Annotated in this window: 18 protein-coding genes and 7 pseudogenes; 18 read left to right on the forward strand and 7 right to left on the reverse strand. The window is 46.3% G+C overall.

Annotation, left to right across the window (positions count from 1 at the left end; translation table 11 throughout):
* Positions 1 to 82: 82 nt before the first annotated feature.
* The 4 genes from B5F91_RS11800 to B5F91_RS11815 form a co-directional block, all read right to left on the reverse strand.
* On the reverse strand, positions 83 to 295 hold the full coding sequence (locus tag B5F91_RS11800) for a helix-turn-helix transcriptional regulator (RefSeq protein ID WP_289575668.1): 213 nt from the start codon (positions 293 to 295) through the stop codon (positions 83 to 85).
* A 101-nt stretch (positions 296 to 396) separates the two neighbouring features.
* Positions 397 to 1011 carry a hypothetical protein gene (locus B5F91_RS11805; RefSeq protein ID WP_087429284.1) on the reverse strand — a complete coding sequence of 205 codons (615 nt, stop codon included), beginning with the start codon at positions 1009 to 1011 and terminating at the stop codon, positions 397 to 399.
* 25 nt (positions 1012 to 1036) lie between these two features.
* A complete protein-coding gene (locus B5F91_RS11810) occupies positions 1037 to 1639 on the reverse strand; it encodes a hypothetical protein (RefSeq protein WP_087429285.1) in 603 nt (200 codons plus the stop codon).
* A 54-nt stretch (positions 1640 to 1693) separates the two neighbouring features.
* Positions 1694 to 3040 (reverse strand): AAA family ATPase, encoded by a 1347-nt coding sequence (locus tag B5F91_RS11815; protein ID WP_204244689.1) that lies wholly within the window; start codon positions 3038 to 3040, stop codon positions 1694 to 1696.
* Positions 3041 to 3553: 513 nt separating this feature from the next.
* Here B5F91_RS11815 and B5F91_RS11820 point away from each other — a divergent pair.
* From B5F91_RS11820 to B5F91_RS11860, 10 genes and pseudogenes are all read left to right on the forward strand, one after another.
* Positions 3554 to 4132: a metallophosphoesterase gene (locus B5F91_RS11820; protein ID WP_087429286.1), complete on the forward strand. Its 579-nt coding sequence runs from the start codon at positions 3554 to 3556 to the stop codon at positions 4130 to 4132.
* Position 4133: 1 nt separating this feature from the next.
* Positions 4134 to 4460: pseudogene (locus tag B5F91_RS11825) on the forward strand (metallophosphoesterase); the annotation flags it as partial.
* Between the two features lie 282 nt (positions 4461 to 4742).
* Positions 4743 to 4871 (forward strand): annotated as a pseudogene (locus tag B5F91_RS15425) (DNA-binding protein); the annotation flags it as partial.
* Positions 4871 to 4978 (forward strand): annotated as a pseudogene (locus B5F91_RS15430) (site-specific integrase); the annotation flags it as partial. The pseudogenes B5F91_RS15425 and B5F91_RS15430, both read left to right, overlap by 1 nt.
* 760 nt (positions 4979 to 5738) lie before the next feature.
* Complete coding sequence (locus B5F91_RS11835; RefSeq protein WP_087429287.1) at positions 5739 to 6800, forward strand: DUF6282 family protein; 1062 nt, start codon at positions 5739 to 5741, stop codon at positions 6798 to 6800.
* Entirely contained in the window at positions 6752 to 8041 is a 1290-nt protein-coding gene (locus B5F91_RS11840; protein ID WP_087429288.1) for an aldo/keto reductase, read from the forward strand. The genes B5F91_RS11835 and B5F91_RS11840 overlap by 49 nt, the downstream gene beginning before the upstream one ends.
* A gap of 67 nt (positions 8042 to 8108) precedes the next feature.
* Positions 8109 to 8675, forward strand: coding sequence for a YdeI/OmpD-associated family protein (locus tag B5F91_RS11845; RefSeq protein ID WP_087429321.1), 567 nt, complete (start codon positions 8109 to 8111; stop codon positions 8673 to 8675).
* Between the two features lie 581 nt (positions 8676 to 9256).
* Positions 9257 to 9613, forward strand: a pseudogene (locus tag B5F91_RS11850) (antibiotic biosynthesis monooxygenase family protein); the annotation flags it as partial.
* A gap of 60 nt (positions 9614 to 9673) precedes the next feature.
* A pseudogene (locus B5F91_RS11855) lies at positions 9674 to 10138 on the forward strand (cupin domain-containing protein); the annotation flags it as partial.
* 26 nt (positions 10139 to 10164) lie between these two features.
* Positions 10165 to 11160, forward strand: coding sequence for an amidohydrolase family protein (locus B5F91_RS11860; RefSeq protein ID WP_239416425.1), 996 nt, complete (start codon positions 10165 to 10167; stop codon positions 11158 to 11160).
* Between the two features lie 9 nt (positions 11161 to 11169).
* On the opposite strand, the gene B5F91_RS11865 is transcribed toward B5F91_RS11860, so the two are convergent.
* A complete protein-coding gene (locus B5F91_RS11865; RefSeq protein WP_239416421.1) occupies positions 11170 to 12144 on the reverse strand; it encodes a helix-turn-helix domain-containing protein in 975 nt (324 codons plus the stop codon).
* Positions 12145 to 12264: 120 nt separating this feature from the next.
* Between B5F91_RS11865 and B5F91_RS11870 the strand changes: the two genes are divergently transcribed.
* The 5 genes and pseudogenes from B5F91_RS11870 (at position 12265) to B5F91_RS11890 (ending at position 15427) form a co-directional block, all read left to right on the forward strand.
* Positions 12265 to 12687 (forward strand): hypothetical protein, encoded by a 423-nt coding sequence (locus B5F91_RS11870; protein WP_087429292.1) that lies wholly within the window; start codon positions 12265 to 12267, stop codon positions 12685 to 12687.
* Positions 12688 to 12975: 288 nt separating this feature from the next.
* Positions 12976 to 13188 carry a hypothetical protein gene (locus B5F91_RS11875; RefSeq protein WP_087429293.1) on the forward strand — a complete coding sequence of 71 codons (213 nt, stop codon included), beginning with the start codon at positions 12976 to 12978 and terminating at the stop codon, positions 13186 to 13188.
* Positions 13189 to 13190: 2 nt separating this feature from the next.
* Positions 13191 to 13721: pseudogene (locus B5F91_RS11880) on the forward strand (flavin reductase family protein); the annotation flags it as partial.
* A 32-nt stretch (positions 13722 to 13753) separates the two neighbouring features.
* Positions 13754 to 14761 carry an aldo/keto reductase gene (locus tag B5F91_RS11885; RefSeq protein WP_087429295.1) on the forward strand — a complete coding sequence of 336 codons (1008 nt, stop codon included), beginning with the start codon at positions 13754 to 13756 and terminating at the stop codon, positions 14759 to 14761.
* Positions 14762 to 14773: 12 nt separating this feature from the next.
* On the forward strand, positions 14774 to 15427 hold the full coding sequence (locus B5F91_RS11890; RefSeq protein WP_239416422.1) for a flavodoxin family protein: 654 nt from the start codon (positions 14774 to 14776) through the stop codon (positions 15425 to 15427).
* 33 nt (positions 15428 to 15460) lie between these two features.
* Here B5F91_RS11890 and B5F91_RS11895 read toward each other — a convergent pair.
* Together B5F91_RS11895 and B5F91_RS11900 are read right to left on the reverse strand one after the other, a co-directional pair.
* Positions 15461 to 16006, reverse strand: a pseudogene (locus B5F91_RS11895) (HipA N-terminal domain-containing protein); the annotation flags it as partial.
* Positions 16007 to 16009: 3 nt separating this feature from the next.
* Entirely contained in the window at positions 16010 to 16330 is a 321-nt protein-coding gene (locus tag B5F91_RS11900; protein ID WP_087429296.1) for a helix-turn-helix transcriptional regulator, read from the reverse strand.
* Between the two features lie 431 nt (positions 16331 to 16761).
* On the opposite strand from B5F91_RS11900, the gene B5F91_RS11905 reads away from it, so the two are divergent.
* From B5F91_RS11905 to B5F91_RS11915, 3 genes are read left to right on the forward strand one after another with little or no spacing between them, the layout of a single operon-like run.
* A complete protein-coding gene (locus B5F91_RS11905) occupies positions 16762 to 18675 on the forward strand; it encodes a DUF262 domain-containing protein (protein ID WP_087429297.1) in 1914 nt (637 codons plus the stop codon).
* 26 nt (positions 18676 to 18701) lie between these two features.
* On the forward strand, positions 18702 to 19301 hold the full coding sequence (locus B5F91_RS11910; RefSeq protein WP_087429298.1) for a YqiA/YcfP family alpha/beta fold hydrolase: 600 nt from the start codon (positions 18702 to 18704) through the stop codon (positions 19299 to 19301).
* 9 nt (positions 19302 to 19310) lie between these two features.
* Positions 19311 to 19823 (forward strand): DUF6155 family protein, encoded by a 513-nt coding sequence (locus tag B5F91_RS11915; protein WP_087429299.1) that lies wholly within the window; start codon positions 19311 to 19313, stop codon positions 19821 to 19823.
* Positions 19824 to 19829 lie beyond the last annotated feature (6 nt).

Consider the following 19829-nt stretch of genomic DNA (forward strand, 5'->3'; position numbering starts at 1 on the left):
CTGACCATCGATTACGAATTCCTTGCTGAAACCGCAGAAGCTATGGTACAGATTGCATTCATCCAAATCATGCTTAACAAATTTATCGAATGAAATCAAAACAGCTTCTTAATACTTTGGCTATATTGACCAATGTATCTAGTGTCGGCTGTGTAACATTGGAGCACCATTTTGAAATAGTAGATGGATCTTTACCTAATTGTTCCGCCAACCATTTTCCTGTTCTTTTCTGCTCAACCAGAACCAGCTTTAATCTATTAACATCCTTCATATATGCACTAGTAATATTTGACATTTTGCAAATGTATTGAAAAATATTCAACCTCAGACATCTATAACCGATAAAATAGCAATATAGCATAAAAATTAACCTGTCATGTCTATTTTCCCAATTACTCATTCGTCTTCTTCAAATCCTTCCGAAACATTTGCCACCAACGCTTTTCCGATTTCCAGCTGCAAGAATTTAGGCAACCGAAGCAACTTTGCCATAAGTTGGCTGTAAGTGAACTCAACCTTGGTATCTAGTATCGGTTCTTCTTCGATATCCTTGTCAATCCTTTCTACGGACTCAGAGCCTTCGATGAAATCGGAATAGTCCGGATTCTCTGGCCAATTTTCTATCGTACCATCATTATTGATCCTTAAACGGATATAGTCCCCGCAGTCCTCCGACTCCGGAACCAGACCGTTTGGCACATAATCGGCAATCTTACATATCGCCTTTTTGTCTTTATCGAGCAGGAAATATGTGCCGCTGTCGCATATCTTGGCCTGCAGATACAGATCCCCATATTCAGGCTTCCAATTCAGTAGTTTATGCGTCTTCAAATTGATTATTCCTGACCACATACCCTTAGCAACCAGCGGATATTTGTTTTCATACAGTTCACCCATCCATGCATCCATATAGCTGCACATTTCCTCGTTATATGGGAAATATATCATAAGATAATGCGCAACCTCACTCAATTTCTTTTCCTTAATGCCAATCAAAATCTGTTTTGCCATAATCAGTAAATATCAATAGTAACTATTAATCTTCATCATCATTAAGTTCAGTCCGGTTCTTAGTTTTAAGTTCTTTTTCAAAAGTTTCCAATTCATCTTTAAGCCGTTCATGAAAAGTATCCTCACCGTCATCACCACTCATCATTCGGTCCACACGTGTTGCATAAATTTCAGCTATTCGAATTTGTTTATAAGCTTCTTTCAAGGTTTCTACCGTGCTGTCTGATAACTCCAACACATCTGCATCATTCGGATAATGGTCGTATATGCAATGACGGATTGAATATAAAACCGGAATTTGCTCATCATTGGAAGTCCCGGTCATACATAATCTGGTAGATTGAAAAATCACACCGCCATTGAAAAAACGCCCGTCAGCATATTGGGAGTCAGCTTTTACTACCTCTTCATTACTCAACAGAAATGATTCCGCTTCTTTATAAGTTGCAAACATCAAATAACCCCTATAACTATGATAGGAATGAGGTTGATCTCTCTCCTCAATAGTCCAGTAATCTTCATGCACTTTGACTGGTTTCGGCTGCAATGCTCTTGCGATATCATGCTCAATACTCCGTTCGATATCTCCTATTACGTATTCCTGGTAATCAAAATATCCTCCGCTCATAATATATCATTCTGATGTTTATACAATTTATTTATCCTATACTGCTCATCCAAATTACAAAAACATCGTCATATACACCGGAATATACTCTATCCCATTTTCCCTCCTGTAATCCTTGGTATAAATCAGGTATTTGTTAATTATCCGATCCGAGAATTTGGAGCAGAACTCGTCTAATGACTTATGCGTCTTGTAGCCTGATGACTTCACTTCTATTGGCGAAATCTTATGCTTATCCGGAATAACAAAGTCTATCTCGTAGTATTTCTTCCCTTCAGCGTATGGGATGGTATGATAGAACAGGTTCTTTCCCGTAGCCTTCAACATTTGGGCTATGACATTCTCATATACATATCCCATGTTGGTACTAAGCTTATCATTCAACAACTTGTCATAAATTACATTCTCTGTAATGTCGGCATCCTTGAATGCAAGTGTGACAAACAAGCCCGTATCAGACGCATACATCTTGAAATATTCTTCATTCTTTGTCAAGGCCAATCCTGCATTCGGGTCATCAGAATGATACACCACGTTCACCGTCATGGAGTCCTCCATTTCTTTCACGATATTCACAATCCTTTCCGCCCTTTCATCCGAAATAGCCTTACTTACTTGATAACGCATCGCGTTTCTGCTGAGTTGTGCCGGAATGGCATCGTATAATGCTTTGGCCCTTCCTGAATCGTCAATCTTTCCGAAATCTTCTTCATAAAGAGCGATTATGTCCCGTTTTGCCTGGTCAACGGCTGTAAAATTGTTCGTCTTGATATACGCTGAAACAGCCTGCGGCATCCCTCCTACAAGCATATACAGGCGGAAATCCCTCATGAGTTTGCGATGAACGGCGTCGCCCAAGGGCATTTTCTTTTCAAATGCAGTACGCAACAACGGAATGGTTGCAGTATCTCCAAGAGCCCATCTGAATTCTTCATAGTCCATCGGATACATGTCTACTTTTGTTTCTTCGCTCGGAACAAGGATATTGCGGCTCTTAGAACGAACCGAAATCAATGAACCAGTCTCGATATAATCGTAACGATGATCCTTTACCAGATGCTTGATGGACTGCCTCGCAAGAGGTTGCAACTGGACTTCATCAAAAATAATCACCGACTCTCTTTCATACAGTTGTACCTGATATATGAACTGCAACCTGATAAACAGGTAATTCAAGTCTGAAATATCATTGAACAAATCGCTCACCTCTCTTGACACCTTCGAAAAATCAATCAATATGTATGACTTATACTCATGACGTGCGAATTCCTCCGCGATGGTTGATTTCCCGATACGTCTGGCACCTTGTATCAGTAATGCCGTATCTCCGTTGCGTTCAGTCTTCCACTTGAGCATTGTATCGTAAATCTTTCGTTTGAAATAGATTACATTATCTTCCATTTATCTTCAAATTTATGTGCGAATATACGTTTTATAAATATCTCCACCAAATTCCAAACGCATAAAATGTCAATATCCACCAAATCTTTTCCACTCTACCAGTCAATCAGCACTAAATTCTCAAAATATTTGATTGAAATGCGATTTATTTGCTAATTTTGCATCGATTTAAAGACAATATAAACACTAACAATGCGTAGATACAGAATGAACATATTATCAATAGCAACCGCAATTCAGAGCAATAAACGCACTGAATCTGTATCGTGTGTTCATGTTTCACGCATTGAACCTCGTATAGTAAATACTTTCCAACGAACATCATAAGTACACTTTGTACTTTGAATGAGAATATAAGCCGAATAGTTGGAGGGTCTTTGCAAACTTTCCAACTATTTTGTTTTATGCCCATTTGTGACAGTCGCCTTTGTGATGCTCTTCTGTCATTTCCGTCTGATGGGTTATTGGTAACTAAATTATTAACGTGCAGTGATGCACAAAAATTGAGAAAAGATGAACTATAAATTTGATGGCAGCAACCTGTTCTTTACATCTGACACACATTTTTATCATGGGAATATCATTCGTTTCTGTAACAGACCATTCAAAAGTGTGGAAATGATGAATGAAACCATCATATCCAACTGGAATAATACAGTCGGGCAAGATGATATCGTGTTTCATTTAGGTGATTTTTGTCTTGGCGGTTCAGCAGAGTGGAATAAAATACTTGACAGATTGAACGGCAAGATATATCTGATTATGGGCAATCACGATTTGAAAAATATACGTCAAGGGTACATTGGCAGATTTGAGCATGTAGCAATGCAGATGCACATAGAGGTAGGCAAACAGAAGATATATTTGAACCATTACCCTTTTCTATGTTTTGATGGCGGATATAAAGATGTGTGGCAACTGTTCGGACACGTTCACACGAGAAAGAACAACACAGGAATTGATGCTGCCCGGCTTCAATACCTCTACCCGACACAGTACGATATCGGAGTTGACAACAATAACTTTACACCGGTATCATTTGAGCAAGTTAAGAGAATAATAACCAAACAAATTGAAAAAGGAGGACAGTAGAATGAAGATACAATATATGAGCGATCTGCATTTGGAATTCTGTGATAATAGCAGGTGGCTGAAACATAATGAATTGCCGGTAACAGGCGATATTCTGGTACTTGCCGGAGATATATTCTATCTGAAAAACAGGATCGCACCTTTGAACAACTTTTGGAAATGGGCTTCCGCGAATTATCGTCAGGTGCTCATTGTACCCGGGAACCATGAGTATTACAATTATTGCGATGTAATGGATAATGGATTGCAATGGAATTGGATGTTCAAGAACAATATAGGATACTATCAAAATCAGGTAGTGAGGATTGATGACACCGACTTTATCATGAGGAAATGACGGCTTATAAACAACCATAACCATTTATAACCGACCATCACAAAGTCGCTGATAGTCAGCGGCTTTTTCTTTTTAACACATTCCAGTCGCTTTTTGGTAGCAGGAAATAATCGCCCTATTTTTGTATCGTATTTCTACCGCGGAACATTTCGAGGGAAAGCCCCGATGTCACACCGAGGCAGTAGTTGACGTGTGTTGACACAACCACTCTCTATTGTAGCCATCATTGCGCAAACTTAAGCTACAAAGAACGGATGAGAGAACGTAGGCGGCAACCTAAACGAATGGTACACACCCGAAGAAATACAGGAAAAATACGGCATGACCTGTGTCACCATCCGTTCGCAAGTGTACTGCAACAATATCCCCTCAAAGAAAGAACATGGACAAATCTACTACTCAATACACGGGAGCGAACCTTCAATGACTCCATGACAGAAAAGGCCGAAGCCATAAGATGCCGACGGTATGAATCCATTGTGAACGACCGCTACGACTTCTTGGACAAGGTTTACATTTACCTTTTTCTATTTGCGACGCTTCCTCCGCCTTTTATAAAATATAACCTTTCGCAATATACTATATTGACCGCCTCAATATACAATATTCACGTCCACAATATACTATATTGCATTTAACAATACAAAATCCCCTCTGTAAATATCAAAAATATTACCTTATTTAATTAAAAAACTTCTGGAAGCCCTGTCCGTGGCAAGACCAAAGCTTCTTTTTTCCTGCAAGTATCGTCTGAAGCCTCAGACAGTACTTAAAAACTTCTACAAGCATCATCTGTGCCTCGGACAGTGCTAAAAATTTTCCGCAAGTGCCGTCCGAAGCTTCGGACAGCACTCATAATTTTCCGTAGTTCCTATCGGAGATGTAGACGGAAGTTCTTATGTTTTTGCAGATTAAGCCAATATAAAAAACCAAACGCAGCTTACGCATGGGCTTGCCCATTGCCCACCACATTTTATATTGGGGTAGCCTAATAACCCATCTGACCTAAAGGCCGAATGGGAGTGCCAGTGCAAGCAGCAAGCTACGGCGACTCACTTTTAGATATCCTTCCGCTTGGCAATGCAAAGTAAAGGCAAGGCTGGCGAAAGTCAATCACCTTGTGCTTTCGTGGAAGCATTTGGCGTTGATGTGGAAGCCTATGGCATTCCTATTTAAGTCATAATCAGTAAAACCGTCACAATCCTCCGTGGAATTGTTACGTCCTTTTGCAGCATATACCGCTATTTTTGCACCCAAAGAAGAAGCGTTATGAATATAGATAATAAAATAAGCAGAAGGGATTTTATCAGGACTTCCGCCCTGACAGGAGGAGCATTGTTTGTTTCCACGGCGATACCGGGGCAGGCGATGAATCTATTGCAGGAACAGAAGAACGATAACAAGTTTACCAATGATGAGTTATTGAAAGGCGTGTGCGACATCCATCTGCATTGCCGCCCGGATTCGCGGGAGCGGTCGGTGGATGAATACGGCTTTATAAAAGATGCAATGGCGGCAGGCTACCGTGCCGTGATGTTCAAGTCCAACGATTTCAGTTGCCACGACCGGGCGTACATCATCCGTCAGGCATTGCCGGGTGCGGAGTGCTTCGGCAGTTTCTGCATGAACCGGGTGCATGGCGACAGGGTGAATGTGTTTGCAGCGCAAAAGGCGGTCGAAACGAGCGGCGGGCTGTGCCGCTGCATTTGGATGCCGACTTTGGATGCCGCCTACCAATATCAAAGTGAAGGACGAAAGGAGAAAGGCATTCCGGTGCTGGACGATAACGGACAAGTCTTGCCGGAAGTGGTCAGGGTAATGGAAATATGCGCCGAGGCGGACATCATCTTTGCGACAGGACATTCCTCGCCGAAAGAGAGCATTACGCTTGTCCGCAAGGCGAAGGAAGTCGGCGTGAAACGTATTGTCGTTACCCATGCCAATTCGTATATCTGGACAATGACACCCGACCAAATCAAGCGGTGCATCGACCTTGGTGCATACATTGAATACTGTTACCTGCCTTGCCTTTGGGGAGAGGGAACGAAGATGCCCCAATACCAACGGCAAAGCATCGAAGATTTCGCTTCGTTCGTCCGCATCGATCCAACACGGAGTTTCATCTCTACGGACTTGGGACAGGCGGTGATGCCGCGTCCCATTGAGGGCATGAGAGATTGCATCGTGAAACTGCAAGCCGTCGGAATTTCCCAAAGCGACATAGACCTGCTTGTCCGTCGCAATCCGGTATGGCTGATAGGTTGGATAAATAAAAAAAGAATATGGACAGACGGGATTTTATCAAAAGCGGACTTCTTGCCGCAGCCGTAGGAGCCATGAACGGCCCGAAAGCCATTGCGCAGGAAGCCGAGAAGCAGGCGGTGCGGGAACAGCTTGTCAAGGATATTCTGAATTACAATCCGCAGATGCAATACCGCCCGATGGGGCGCACGGGCGTGAACGTGTCGGCGTTGGGCTTCGGCATGTTGCGCCTGCCGATGAAGGACGGGCACGTGGATTTCGACCGGACCACGCCGATGGTGCGCCGTGCCATCGAGGGCGGGGTGAACTACATCGACACGGGGCGTGTCTATCTCGGCGGAGAAAGCGAACAGGCGGTAGGCAAAGCCCTTGCAGGAGGCTGGCGCGACCGGGTGTATGTCACGTCCAAGATGCCGTGGTGGGAGATGCGGTCAGCGGACGACTTTGAGAAGTTCTTTGACCAGTCACGCCGCGCCATCGGCACGGATGTCATCGACTTCTACCACATCCACATGATTATGCACCGTGCGTGGAAGGACTACGTGCTGCCCTACAAGCTCATCGAGAAGATGGAGCGGCTGAAAGCGCAGGGCAAAATCCGCTTCATGGGCTTCTCTTTCCACGACAGCCTGCAACTCTTCAAGCGGGTGGTGGAATATACCCCTGCATGGGACTTCTGCCTCATCCAGCACAACTACTTGGACTACGAATACGAGGCGGGTGTGCTCGGCCCGAAATATGCCGCCGCCAACGGCATGGGACTGGCGGTGATGAAGCCCGTCCGCACGGGATTCCTTGCCAACCTGCCGCAGACGATGCGTGACGCGCTTGCCTCCACGGGCATCCGCAAGCCCGACACGGAGTGGGCGTTGAACTACCTGTGGGACATTCCCGAAGTCAGCGTGGCGGTGAGCGGCATGGGAAGTATGGAAGATGTAGAGGAAAATCTGAAATACGCCGCCAAAGCCCGTCCCAACATGCTCACCCCTGCCGAGCGCGAGGCGTTGGGAGCTGCCATCTATGCCTACCGCCACGCGCCGGGACACATCGACTGCACGGGCTGCTATCAGTGCATCCCCTGCCCGCACAATGTCGCAATCGGCTACATCTTCGCCTACGTGTACAACAACTATATCCTGCACCGGAACAAGGAGCGGGCAATGGCGGACTATACCGTTTCGATGTCGCCCGTCCAGCGTGGCGACCCGGCATCTTCGTGCGTCGCCTGCGGCGAATGCCTGGCGAAATGCCCGCAGCATTTGGATATTCCCACTCTGCTGGCAAGGGTGAAGGAAACAATGGGAAAATAATCCTTGCCTCGCTCCCCGATTTTCCTTATCTTCGCAAACGAAACAACCAGCAAAAAGTATGAGTACCATTAAACCGCAAAACATATTATCCATACAAAACCGCGATGAATTTCGCCAATGGCTTATGACGCATCATGCCACCGAAAGGGAGTGTTGGGTGAAGGTCAAGCGCGGGCGTCCTATGGACGACGGGACATTCTGGTACATCGACGCAGTAGAGGAAGCGATGTGTTTCGGCTGGATTGACAGCACTTTGAAACGGCTGGACGGCGAGGCATACCAACGGTTTGCGCCACGCGCGAAAGGCAGCCTGTGGTCGGAACTGAACAAGGAACGATGCCGCCGCATGGAGCGGTTGGGGCGCATGACGGATGCGGGGCGCGACGTGCTGCCCGACATGTCGCCCGGAGGTTTCACCATCGACGAGGAAATCCTGTCAGCCCTCCGGCAAGACCCCATTGTGTGGCGGAACTTCCAAAACTTCCCACCCTTATACCGGCGTGTGCGCATTGACACGATACAAATCAAGAAAAAACAACGTCCTCTCTTTGAAAACCGTCTGAAAAAGTTCATTGACAACACCCGCCTCGGCGTGATGTATGGTGAGTGGAATGATAATGGCAGATTGCTATAAAGCGGTAAATCCCTTGCCACGTCAAAAAATCGTCCAATCCGCCCCGACAACCGCCGTCCCCAGCGGGGACAGCGCGAATCCTGACGGAGAAGCACTATTCCCGGCGGGGACAGTATCAATCCTACAGGATAAGCACTTTCCCCGGCGGGGACGATGCCAATCGGCGCGGATAAGGGCTGTCCCCGCTCTGTTTTCCGCTTATCCGTCAGGATTTGCATTGGCGACGGCTCGGACAGAGCTTATCCTGTAGGATTAGTGCTGTCGGAGGTCTCGGACGATGCTTATCCCGCAGGATTGCTCCTGTTCGAGGGGAGGCTATCTCATCCCGGACATGAGACTACCTCAGGTCGGTCTTGAGATACCCTAAGGTCTGACCTTTGCTGAACGGTATTCTGAAACCATTTGCATTTTCAGTGAAATTGGTACAAACGCAGAGGATATGTCTATTCTGTTTCGGCTTGTGCCGCCGTATCTTTGCAAAGTGAATGGTCAACTAAAACAGAATTGATATGATACGGAATCTATTAACCGCATTGCTCTTGTTCGGATTGCTGTCGTGCGACGGGGCAGAGAGGAAAACGCAGCCGGGCATGTGCGCCAAGGAAGAAATGGCTGTCGACGGCATCGTGCGCCTTTCGAAAGTCGAGGTCTATCCGCAGTTCGTTGATGAATACATAAAATATGTGACCGAGGTGGGCGAAATCTCCCTGCGTACCGAACCGGGCGTGCTGACTATGTATGCCGTTGCTGAAAAGGAGAATCCCTGCCAAATAACCATCCTTGAAACATACGCGAGCCGGGAGGCATACGACAAGCACATCGCTTCCGCACATTTCCAGAAATACAAGCAAGGGACGCTGCACATGGTCAAATCGTTGGAACTGACTGACCAGACACCGCTCAATCCCGACAACCGAATCAACAACTTTATAAAATAAAATGTTCGACACATGAAAAAGATACTGTTTTTATTATTCGTAGCAACAATGACTAATATTCAAGGAATTATGGCACAGGAAAAGATTACAGAAACCGTAGCGGACGGAAAGGCCGCTTTCCAGCGGGAAATGATATTCCCTATCGGCGAACCGAACACCGCATACGCCAAGTACTTCATCGGCAACAGCTATCTGGCTCCCATATCCAAGGAACAGATACCGTTCAACAATGTCACTTTCGAGCCGGGCTGCCGCAACAACTGGCACATTCACCATGCCACCAAAGGCGGCGGGCAGATGCTGGTCTGCGTAGCCGGAAAGGGCTGGTATCAGGAGGAAGGCAAGCCTGCCGTGCAGATGCTTCCGGGTGATGTCATCCACATTCCGGCGAATGTGAAGCACTGGCATGGAGCGGCGGCGGATAGTTGGTTTGCGCATCTCGCCTTTGAGGTGCCCGGAGAAAACACGTCCAACGAATGGCTGGAGCCTGTGACCGACGAAGAATATAACCGGTTGGGGAAATGAGATTGCTCACTTTATTGTTTGCGGGAATGTCTCTTGGTTCCGTACCTCTTTGCGGGCAGACGGTCGATGTCCACACCCACATCATCATCCCCGAATACGTGGAGGTGCTGCGAGCGCACGGGGCGGAATTGGAAGAGACCTTCCCGTTGCCCGAATGGGATGCCGGGCGGCATATCGCCTTTATGGACAGCGCCGACATCCGTACCGCCGTGCTGACGATGCCCGCCCCGCAGCCGTATTACGGTGATGCGGAGGAAAGTGCCGAGTGCATCCGCCGGGTGAACGAGGTTTCGGCAAGGGTGAAGCAGGACTATCCTGGCAGGTTCAAGTTCTGCGCCGCCCTGCCTCTGCCAGATGTGGATGCCGCCATCCGGGAAGTCATTTACGCGCTTGATACCTTGGGAGCGGACGGCGTGAAGCTGGCGACCAACAGCCGGGGGCAATACTTGGGCGATGAGGCGTTGGACCCGCTGATGGAGGTACTGAACGAGCGTCACGCCGTCATCATCATCCATCCGCACCGCCCCACGCCTTACCCGGAGAAAATCATATCCACCACACCGCTGGCGATGTACGAATATCCGGCGGAGACCACCCGCGCCGTGGTGAATATGTTGGCAAGGAATATACTAGTGCGCTACCCGAACCTGAAAGTGGTCGTGCCTCATTGCGGCTCGTTCCTGCCGTTGGCGTTGCCGAGAATGAAATCCATCCTCCCGGCAATGGTCGCGCAGGACTATATGCAACCGATAGACTGGGAAGCCAACCTGTCGCGCCTCTACTTCGACTTGGCAGGCAATCCTACCCCCGAAGTCCTGCATTCGCTGCTCACCATCACCACGCCCGACCACATCCTCTACGGTTCGGATTACCCCTATCTACCCGATGCCGTACTGAAAGCCAATCTGCAAAGGCTGAAACAGATGCTGGCTGCGGATGAGGAATTGGCTCCTTACAGGGAGGATATACTGTGGAAGAATGCGGAGCGGCTGTTTGAGGGAAACGCTATTGATGAAAGATGACACAAGACATCACAGCCGCATCTTCCCGACGTATTCCGACGGCGTAACCCCCTCCTGCTTCTTGAACATCCGGCTGAAATGCTGGGGATATTCGAAGCCGAGGCGGTCGGACACTTGGGAGACGGTTCCCCCTGCCGCCAGCCCGTTCTTGGCAAGCTGGATGACGAACTGGCGGATGTGGTTGCTCGCCGTGTCTCCGGTGGTCTTCTTGATGACATCGCCGAAGTAATTGGCGGACATGCACAGTTTGTCGGCGCAATACTGCACGGTGGGCAGACCGAGGGTCAGTTGGAGCTTGTCCTCGAAATACTCACGGAGCAGGCGGTCGAAGCGGACAAGGATGTCGGAGTTCTCTATCTTTCGGGTGACGAACTGGCGGTTGTAGAACCGCTGGCAGAAATTGAGCGTAAGTTCGATGTAGCCCACGAGGATGGCTCGTTGAAATTCGTCCGGTTTCTTTCCCAGTTCCTCGCGAATCTGACGCATCAGGGAAGACAGAATGTCGTGCTCCTCATCGGTCATGTGCAGGGCTTCGTTGATACGGTAATCAAAGAAAGAATACTCCTTGATACGCCTTTCCAGCGGGAAACCGTGCAGCAGGTCGGGATGGAACAAGAGTGCCCAGCCCGTCAGCATCACCTCCTCGCCGTTGTCCTTCTTGCCGCCTATCTGCCCGGGGGCCACACAGATGACCGTACCCTTCTTGTAATCATACTTGCCGCAGCCGTATGCCAGGTCTATCTCCGCCTCATCGTGGAAGAAGATGCCGTACACGCCGTAATCGTTCAGGCTGTGGCGCACGGGCGACACTTCGGCATAGTCGATGACGCTGACCAGCGGGTGCTGCTCTTTGCATCCAACGTAGCGACTGTAGTCGTTGACGTTCCTTACTTTCAGTATCTTGCTCATAGTTCTTTCCGTTAAACCTGTACAAAGATAACGTTTCTCTTTCCCATTCCCATTGCCCCGCTCCCTGATTTTCACTATCTTCGCAAAGCAAAAAGCAGAAATGGCCAGATAGAAGACAGTCTGCTTTCTTAACCTGTCTTATCATCGCATTGTTATTTTTACTTTTGGCTTTGAAATCAACAAATAGATAGAAATATGAAAAAAGAAATGGTACTGAAAATGTTTTTGCTATGCCTGTGCATAGCTGGTTTTGTAAGCTGTAGTGATGATTCAAACGACATCGCATTCAATGGCGAATCTTTGGAGCAAACCCAATGGAGTGGGACAATGTACTTTTATTCTAATGGAGAAGTAACAGGAGAAAACAGTTACGGCATTTCATTCCTGACCGATGATTCAGGAATAACCAGTACAACGGATGAAAATGGTTATCACACTAAAAGTTATTTTACGTACAGCATCACTGATAATCTGATAACCTTTACGGTAGATAAATCCGATTGGCTTGACGGCTATTGGTTTCTGAAAAGTTTCAATAAGGACGCTATGGAATTGGAGCAATCAACGGGTGAAGAGAATGCGTATAAACAAGTGCTTGTCTTGAAAAGGACTTATTAATCATCCCTTTTCATATATCCTGCAGGATTGGCATCATCCGAGCCTCCGACAGCATCAATCGGGACGGATTGGTTCTGTCCTAGGCATTTTCGGGGCAAATTCTGCGGGATTACCGAAAGAAAAGCCTACATGCAGGGTGTGCCGTAACAGATACATGGCACACCTTTTTTATTTCCCGATGCAGCTCCCTTCCCAATTTCCGTAAAAATGGTACGCTTCCCCCACTTATGGTTACGGTGTTCCTCCTTGTTCCGGTGTAATTTTGCATCAGATAAAAACAAGAATACAATGAAACAGAAAACAGAATTACCTGAAGAATTGTGCGCGGACGAGGCGGTGTGCTTCATCGCATACCGTCACCACGTCACACCGCAACAACTCTTGCGCCATTTCCTTTGTGGGGATACATCCATACCCTTGGAGGATAACGAAGTCGAAATACTGAAAGGACTATCTGAACTGGTCAAAGATGATAGAATTGCGAACATAAAAACAAGATAACAATGAAGAAGAACATCGGAAATGTATTGGCATTGTACCCCACGCCCGCAGTTGTCGTGGGTACGGAAGTGAACGGAAAGGTAAACTGGCTGCTGGTCGCCCACGTGGGCATCATCGGGCATGACCAAATCATGTTGAGCTTATTCAAGAAACATTACTCTAACGAAGGAGTAAAGCAGACGGGCAAGGTGTCCGTCAATATGGTGAACGAGGCGATGCTTGTGCGAGCTGACTATGTAGGCTGCGTGGGCGGAGCAAAGGCAGACAAGTCGGATGTATTTATCTATCACAAGGGCGAAGCCGGAACACCCGTCATTGACGAAAGTCCGCTGGTGATGGAGTGCGAGGTGGTGGACAACTACGAGACGGACACCTTCGACAACTTCATCTGCAAGATAACGAACACCTATGTGGACGAGGACTGCCTGAACGAAAAGGGCAAGCCCGACTATGACAAGCTGAAGCCCGTGCTCTTCGAGATGCCGAACTACACCTATCTGCGCACTGGCGAGACCATCGGTAAGTGCACCAGTTTCGGGGAGGCATACAGAAAGGAGGAACAACAATGAAAACAAGAATATTAGGAAAAGACGGGCTAAAAGTATCTGCCATTGGATTGGGTTGCATGGGCTTCACGCAAAGCTATCCCCCGTATCCCGACCGTAAGGATGCGATAGAGACCATACGCAAGGCGGTGGATTTGGGCGTTACTTTCTTCGACACTGCCGAAGTGTACAGCTACGGCCAAAACGAGGACTTGATAGGTGAAGCGTTGCAGCCTGTGCGCGACCGGGTGGTCATTGCCACCAAGTTCGGTTACGACCTGTCCGAAACGCCAGACTTGACGACATCGGCACGTCCCGTTTCGCTCTCCAGCCGTCCGGAAACCATCCGCAAGGCAGTGGAAGGCTCACTGCGCCGTCTGCGTACCGACCACATCGACCTTTACTATCAACACAGGGTTGACCCGAATGTGCCTATCGAAACAGTAGCCGAGACCGTAGGCGAACTGATAAAGGACGGCAAAGTATTGCATTGGGGCTTGTCCGAAGCTGCCGCCTCCACCGTGCGCCGTGCCCATGCCGTATGTCCGCTGACTGCCGTGCAGAGCGAATACTCCTTGTGGTACAGGAAACCCGAAGCGGAACTGCTGTCCACGTTGGAGGAATTGGGCATCGGCTTCGTGCCGTTCAGTCCGCTGGGCAAGGCGATGCTGACTGGGCGTTTCAACAAGGACACGAAGTTTGACAAGACCGATTTCCGCTCCGCCATTCCCCGCTTCCAAGGTGAGAACCTGAAGCACAACATGGAATTGGTAGAATATGTGGAAGAGCTTGCCAAGAAGAAAGAAACCACTCCTGCCCGCATCGCCCTCGGCTGGCTGCTGGCGCAGAGAACGTGGATAGTCCCCATTCCGGGAACCAAGCGCATTGAGCGTATCGAGGAGAACATAGGTGGTGCGGACATACAATTCACGCCCGAAGAATTGGCGGACATTCGCCGCCATTTGGACAACATAGAGATAATCGGAGGACGTTATCCCGAAGACCAGGAGAAGATGACAGGACTTTAATCTCGGACACCTATGGAACAACGAGAATTTCTGAAGAAGTCTGCACTCGCTGCTTTGGGTACAGCCGTAGCCGGAACAGGGATTGTGCAGGCTTTCAACCTCGTAAACGATAATGAATCAAAGACAGAAAAAATGAAGATAGTAGTATTGACGGGCAGTCCCCGTAAGAACGGAAATTCTGCTTATTTGGCGGAACAGTTCATCAAAGGCGCGGAAGAAAAAGGGCACGACGTGTTCCGTTTCGACTGTGCTTTCAAGCAGGTGGAGCCGTGCCGCGCCTGCAACCGTTGCGGCATGGACGGGCCATGTATTTTCAACGACGACTTTCAGGAACTCCGTCCGCACCTGATAGAAGCGGACATGGTGGTGTTCGCTACGCCGATGTATTATTTCAGCATCTCGGCACAGATGAAACGGGTTATCGACCGTTTCTATGCCATCAACGGGCAGATAAAGGGAGCGTCGAAGAAGGCCGCTTTCCTGATGACCTACGCTGATACCGCCAAGAAGGAAGCGGAGCCGATGCTGGTGCATTACCATACGCTGATGGATTACCTCGGCTGGACAAGTGTAAGCGAAGTGGTGGCTTCAGGCGTATGGACGGCAGGTAGCGTCAGGAATACGGATTATCCGCAGCAAGCCTATCAATTAGGGAGAAGTTTATAAGTAACGTGAATTCGATGAATTTAAGAGGCGGAAAAGTGTGTTAGATGAAATCACAAGCTGGTTTATCCATTTCTTGGCTGGCAGCAGGTTTTCTTCCTCGCTTTTCTCAATCTCCATGCTGGCCGCTATCAGTTCTCACACATCCGCCAAAGGGGGAATCTTCAAGGATTCGTCCACGTTGATGAAATCCCCCTCCTTCTCTTCCTTGAAACGGAAACCTCCCATACGTGAGAAATCGTCTATGCCCGTCAGAAAGTCAAACGATGACAACCGACGTACCGGCCTGCCTTCTTCCAATGCGGCTATCTGCTCCCGTCGCAAAAGCAAGGTACGCCCCCAACGGTCTGGCAAGGCATCCGAAAAGCACCCGAATATGTCTTTTCCCGGCTGCGTATATTGTATCCCGGGATAATTGTTCAAGTCTTCACTCAGAAACAAATCGCCGTGCTTCCTCAACCACTCATCATGGAACGAGAAGCTATAGCTGTCGGAACCACGAAGCGATTCATACCCCAACTCTCCGACAAACTCTATTTCCTTGAGCCAGTCAAAATCGGCATATACATAAAGTTTCTTCATCGCCTATTCCTTTTTAGATGCCCGTTCCCTTGTCTTCAGGCTCAAATCTTGCAAAGCCTTTCCCAACTTGTCTTCCTTGGCCAGCCACAGAATATCATCATCTAATTGCAGGGCGTAAAGCACCCGGAGATAAATGCCTATTGCCACCGTAGGAACACCTTTTTCTATGCGTGACACGGTTAGTGGAGAACAGGTTGCCCGTTCCGCCACCTGAGCCACGCTCAGATTCCTGCGCAACCGAGCCAACTTTATCTGCTCTCCCACCACTTGCATCTTTTGTTCCAATTTCCGTGGCAACTTGGTGCCCATTGTATTCTTAGTCATAACCAATCATATAATATGTAAAAATAATGCTTTTTATTTATTTAATGATAGGTTTACATCAAAAAATAATGGTTTACTCCCGAGAATACTTGCTGGCCAAAAGAAACATATTCGTCCATTCCTGCTACTTGACTTTAAAGCCGCACATATATATGCGAATAATAAAGTCAAGTTAAGGCAGGAAGGAGGAAGAGAATTAAGAAACGAACAAATGCACTACTATCAATGATTTAACAATGATTTAACAATACAAATAAAAATAAGATTTTTCCGTTTCGATGCTGTGCGTATGCCAAAATATGCTACTTTTGTGTTACAATTCTGTTACCCGATATGATATGAGTAACAAAAGAAATTAACGAACGGCAATTATGGGAGGTTTGGAGATGTGTTGGTGAAAATAAAATAAAATCAATAACCATAGAAGGATTATGAAATCTGGCTATAAGGAAATAGGCTTTGGCAAGCAAACTATCGCCAAAGTATTTGAAGAATGGTATACAGTCCCATCTTATCAAAGACACTATGTCTGGGAAAGTGACAATGTCAATGATATGTTGGAAGATTTTTCTGCGAACTATATAGAGCATGATAACGAAGAGTATTTTCTTGGTTCGTATATTATTCAAAGCAAAGACAAAAACAACGATTTGTTAGACGGACAACAACGTATCACAACCCTCTTCTTGCTTTTTGCATTTTTAAGAGACTATAGTAAGTCATCGGAAGATGTTAAGGAAAATTGCGAAGCACTCATCTTTCAGAAAGCAAACAAGATAAGACATATAGAAGAGCGCATTCGATTGTCGTATGAAATCAGAGGCAACGTAAAGAAGTTTATCGAGGAATACTTGATGACTCCTGGAAGCATAACCAACCATTGGTCAGAAATAGAAAAGAAAGCCAACGATAAAACAGAAAGCACATCTATCCAACGGATGTGTAATGCACTCATTTGTTATAACACATTCTTTATGGAACATCCGGACATCAATTTAGATGCTTTTTTAGGATTCATACTTAACAATGTCGTGATGATATACATCTCTGCAGACTCATTGGAAGATGCTTTCAGGCTGTTTTCTGTAATGAATGACCGTGGTCAGAAGTTGAGCAATGCCGACATTCTAAAATCATCTAATCTTGAAAAGATTGATGACGATAAAGACATGAACAACTATGCTCGTGAATGGGAGAATATGCAAGAAGACCTAGGAAACGATTTCGACCGTTTCTTGGCATACGTAAGAACCATGCTCCTCAAAAAACGTCAGAAGATGAACCTGCTTGATGAATATGACAAACAGATATTCAAAGCAGGACTGATAAAGCAAGGCAAAGAGTTCTTCAATTATGTATTTAATGTATACCGAGACTATAATAGACTGATTAACTTAAATGATAATGATGATGTGGAATATTGCACTTTAATTCGCATACTCATTAACTGCATGCCTTCAACGGATTGGATTCCTGTTGTGCTGTCTTATGGGAGAAAGTACGGAAATAATGGGCTTTTAACATTCACACAGAAAGTCGCATGCAAAAATATTGCAGATGCTGTATGTGGAAAAACTCCATCTTATCGCATTGACAACCTCAACAACATCATTAACCTAATAAACGAATCCATCGATTATCAGACAGTACTAAATGCCAAAGATTACTATTCTTTCAACGAAAATATCTTTATGGCAAATATACAAGCAGAGGTATATGGACGTAGATATACTTATGCCTTGCTAATGATGTTGGAATATAAATATAAAGACAAATCTGAATGGAAAGAATTCGGTACAATATCAATAGAACACATATTACCACAGAATCCCAAAGCAAACAGCAAATGGATTATAGATTTTGATGAAGAACAAAGAAACTATTATACTCATCGGATTGGAAATCTATGCCTTATTGGCCGTAGAAAGAACTCATCTTTAGGCAATCTTGACTACCAAGAAAAGTTGAAAAAATACTTTGAAAAGAATATCGGATCATTCGCACATACTCAAAAGATTTACAAGACGTATCCAACCGAATGGACACCAGCAACAGTTGAAGAGAACCAACAAAGGGTTATAAACGACATAAAAGAAATATTCGGTATTAAAAACTATACATCTTCAGAACCCGTAAAATCATCCACATATCCAAATAGTACAAAGATTTCGTACATGGATCAGCAAAAAGCAATATACCCAAATGCATATCAACCTTGGACACAAGACGATGACCAGCAATTATTGTTTCTTTATTCACAAGGGAAAAACTTATATGAACTTATGGAAATCTTTGGAAGAAACGAAGGAGCAATCAGGTCAAGAATTTCAAAACTAACAGAATAGAATCATGGTACAACAACGTATATACAATGAGAACTACAAAAATCCTTTTCCTCCACGGTTTCTTTGCTTCGGGCAGCTGCATACCTGCCCAAGCATTGAAGCAAGCATTTGCTGGTAAAGCGGAAGTCCTCACGCCCGACCTCCCGCTTCACCCTCGCGAAGCGTTGGCTTTTATTACAAAACTTTGCGAACGCGAGCATCCCAATGTATTGGTGGGCAATAGCAACGGCTCTTTCTTGGGACAGATAGTGGCATCACGTTTGGGAATACCTGCCCTGTTGGGAAATCCCCATTTTGAAATGACTTGTTTCCTCTCCGAACGCATTGGGGCGCATGAGTACAAATCACCACGAGCCGACGGACGGCAACATTTCGTGATTGACCAACTGCTGATAGACGAGTTTGCCGACATACAAGTCCAACAATGGGATGCCTACCGACCGGAACTGGATAACCGCATCTGGGGACTATTCGGAGAGAATGACCATTTGGCACACTTTGAACCGTTGTTCCTACAACACTATACCCATGCTTATCACTTTCCCGGTGCCCATACACCTACGGCAGAAGAGGTACGGGAGTATTATGTGCCGTTGGTAGAAAGACTATATACAACAATCCTATAACAAACGAATATGTCAAAAGCAAAACTAAAGAAATACCTGCAAACGCTGTCCAAAGAACAAGTCATAGAAGTGATGCTTGAACTTTATGACGCACGAAAAGAAGCCAAGGAATATCTGGAGTTCTATCTGACTCCTGACAGCAATGCCGAATTGGAGAAATGCAAGAAAGCTATCCGTCAGGAGTTCTTCCCTACCCGTGGCTTTTCTGAAAAGCCGTCATTCACCAAGTGTCGGAAAGTCATTTCCGATTTCCAAAAGTTGAAACCAGACCCCGTCTGTGTCGCTGACCTAATGCTATTCTACATTGAACAGGGGTGCGAATATACCGTAACTTTCGGCGACATGTGGGAGCAATATTACACAACTTTGGAAAACAATTTCGACAAAGCCATGAAGTTTATTTTCATGCATGGCTTGTTAGCCACTTATTATGAACGGATAGAGAATTTGCTTGATAATGCCAGCAATTGTGGTTGGGGATTTTATAATACGCTTTCGGATATTTATCATCAGTACAGATAAGAGTGC

This window comes from Bacteroides sp. An322 (assembly GCF_002161765.1).
GTDB lineage: Bacteria > Bacteroidota > Bacteroidia > Bacteroidales > Bacteroidaceae > Phocaeicola > Phocaeicola merdavium.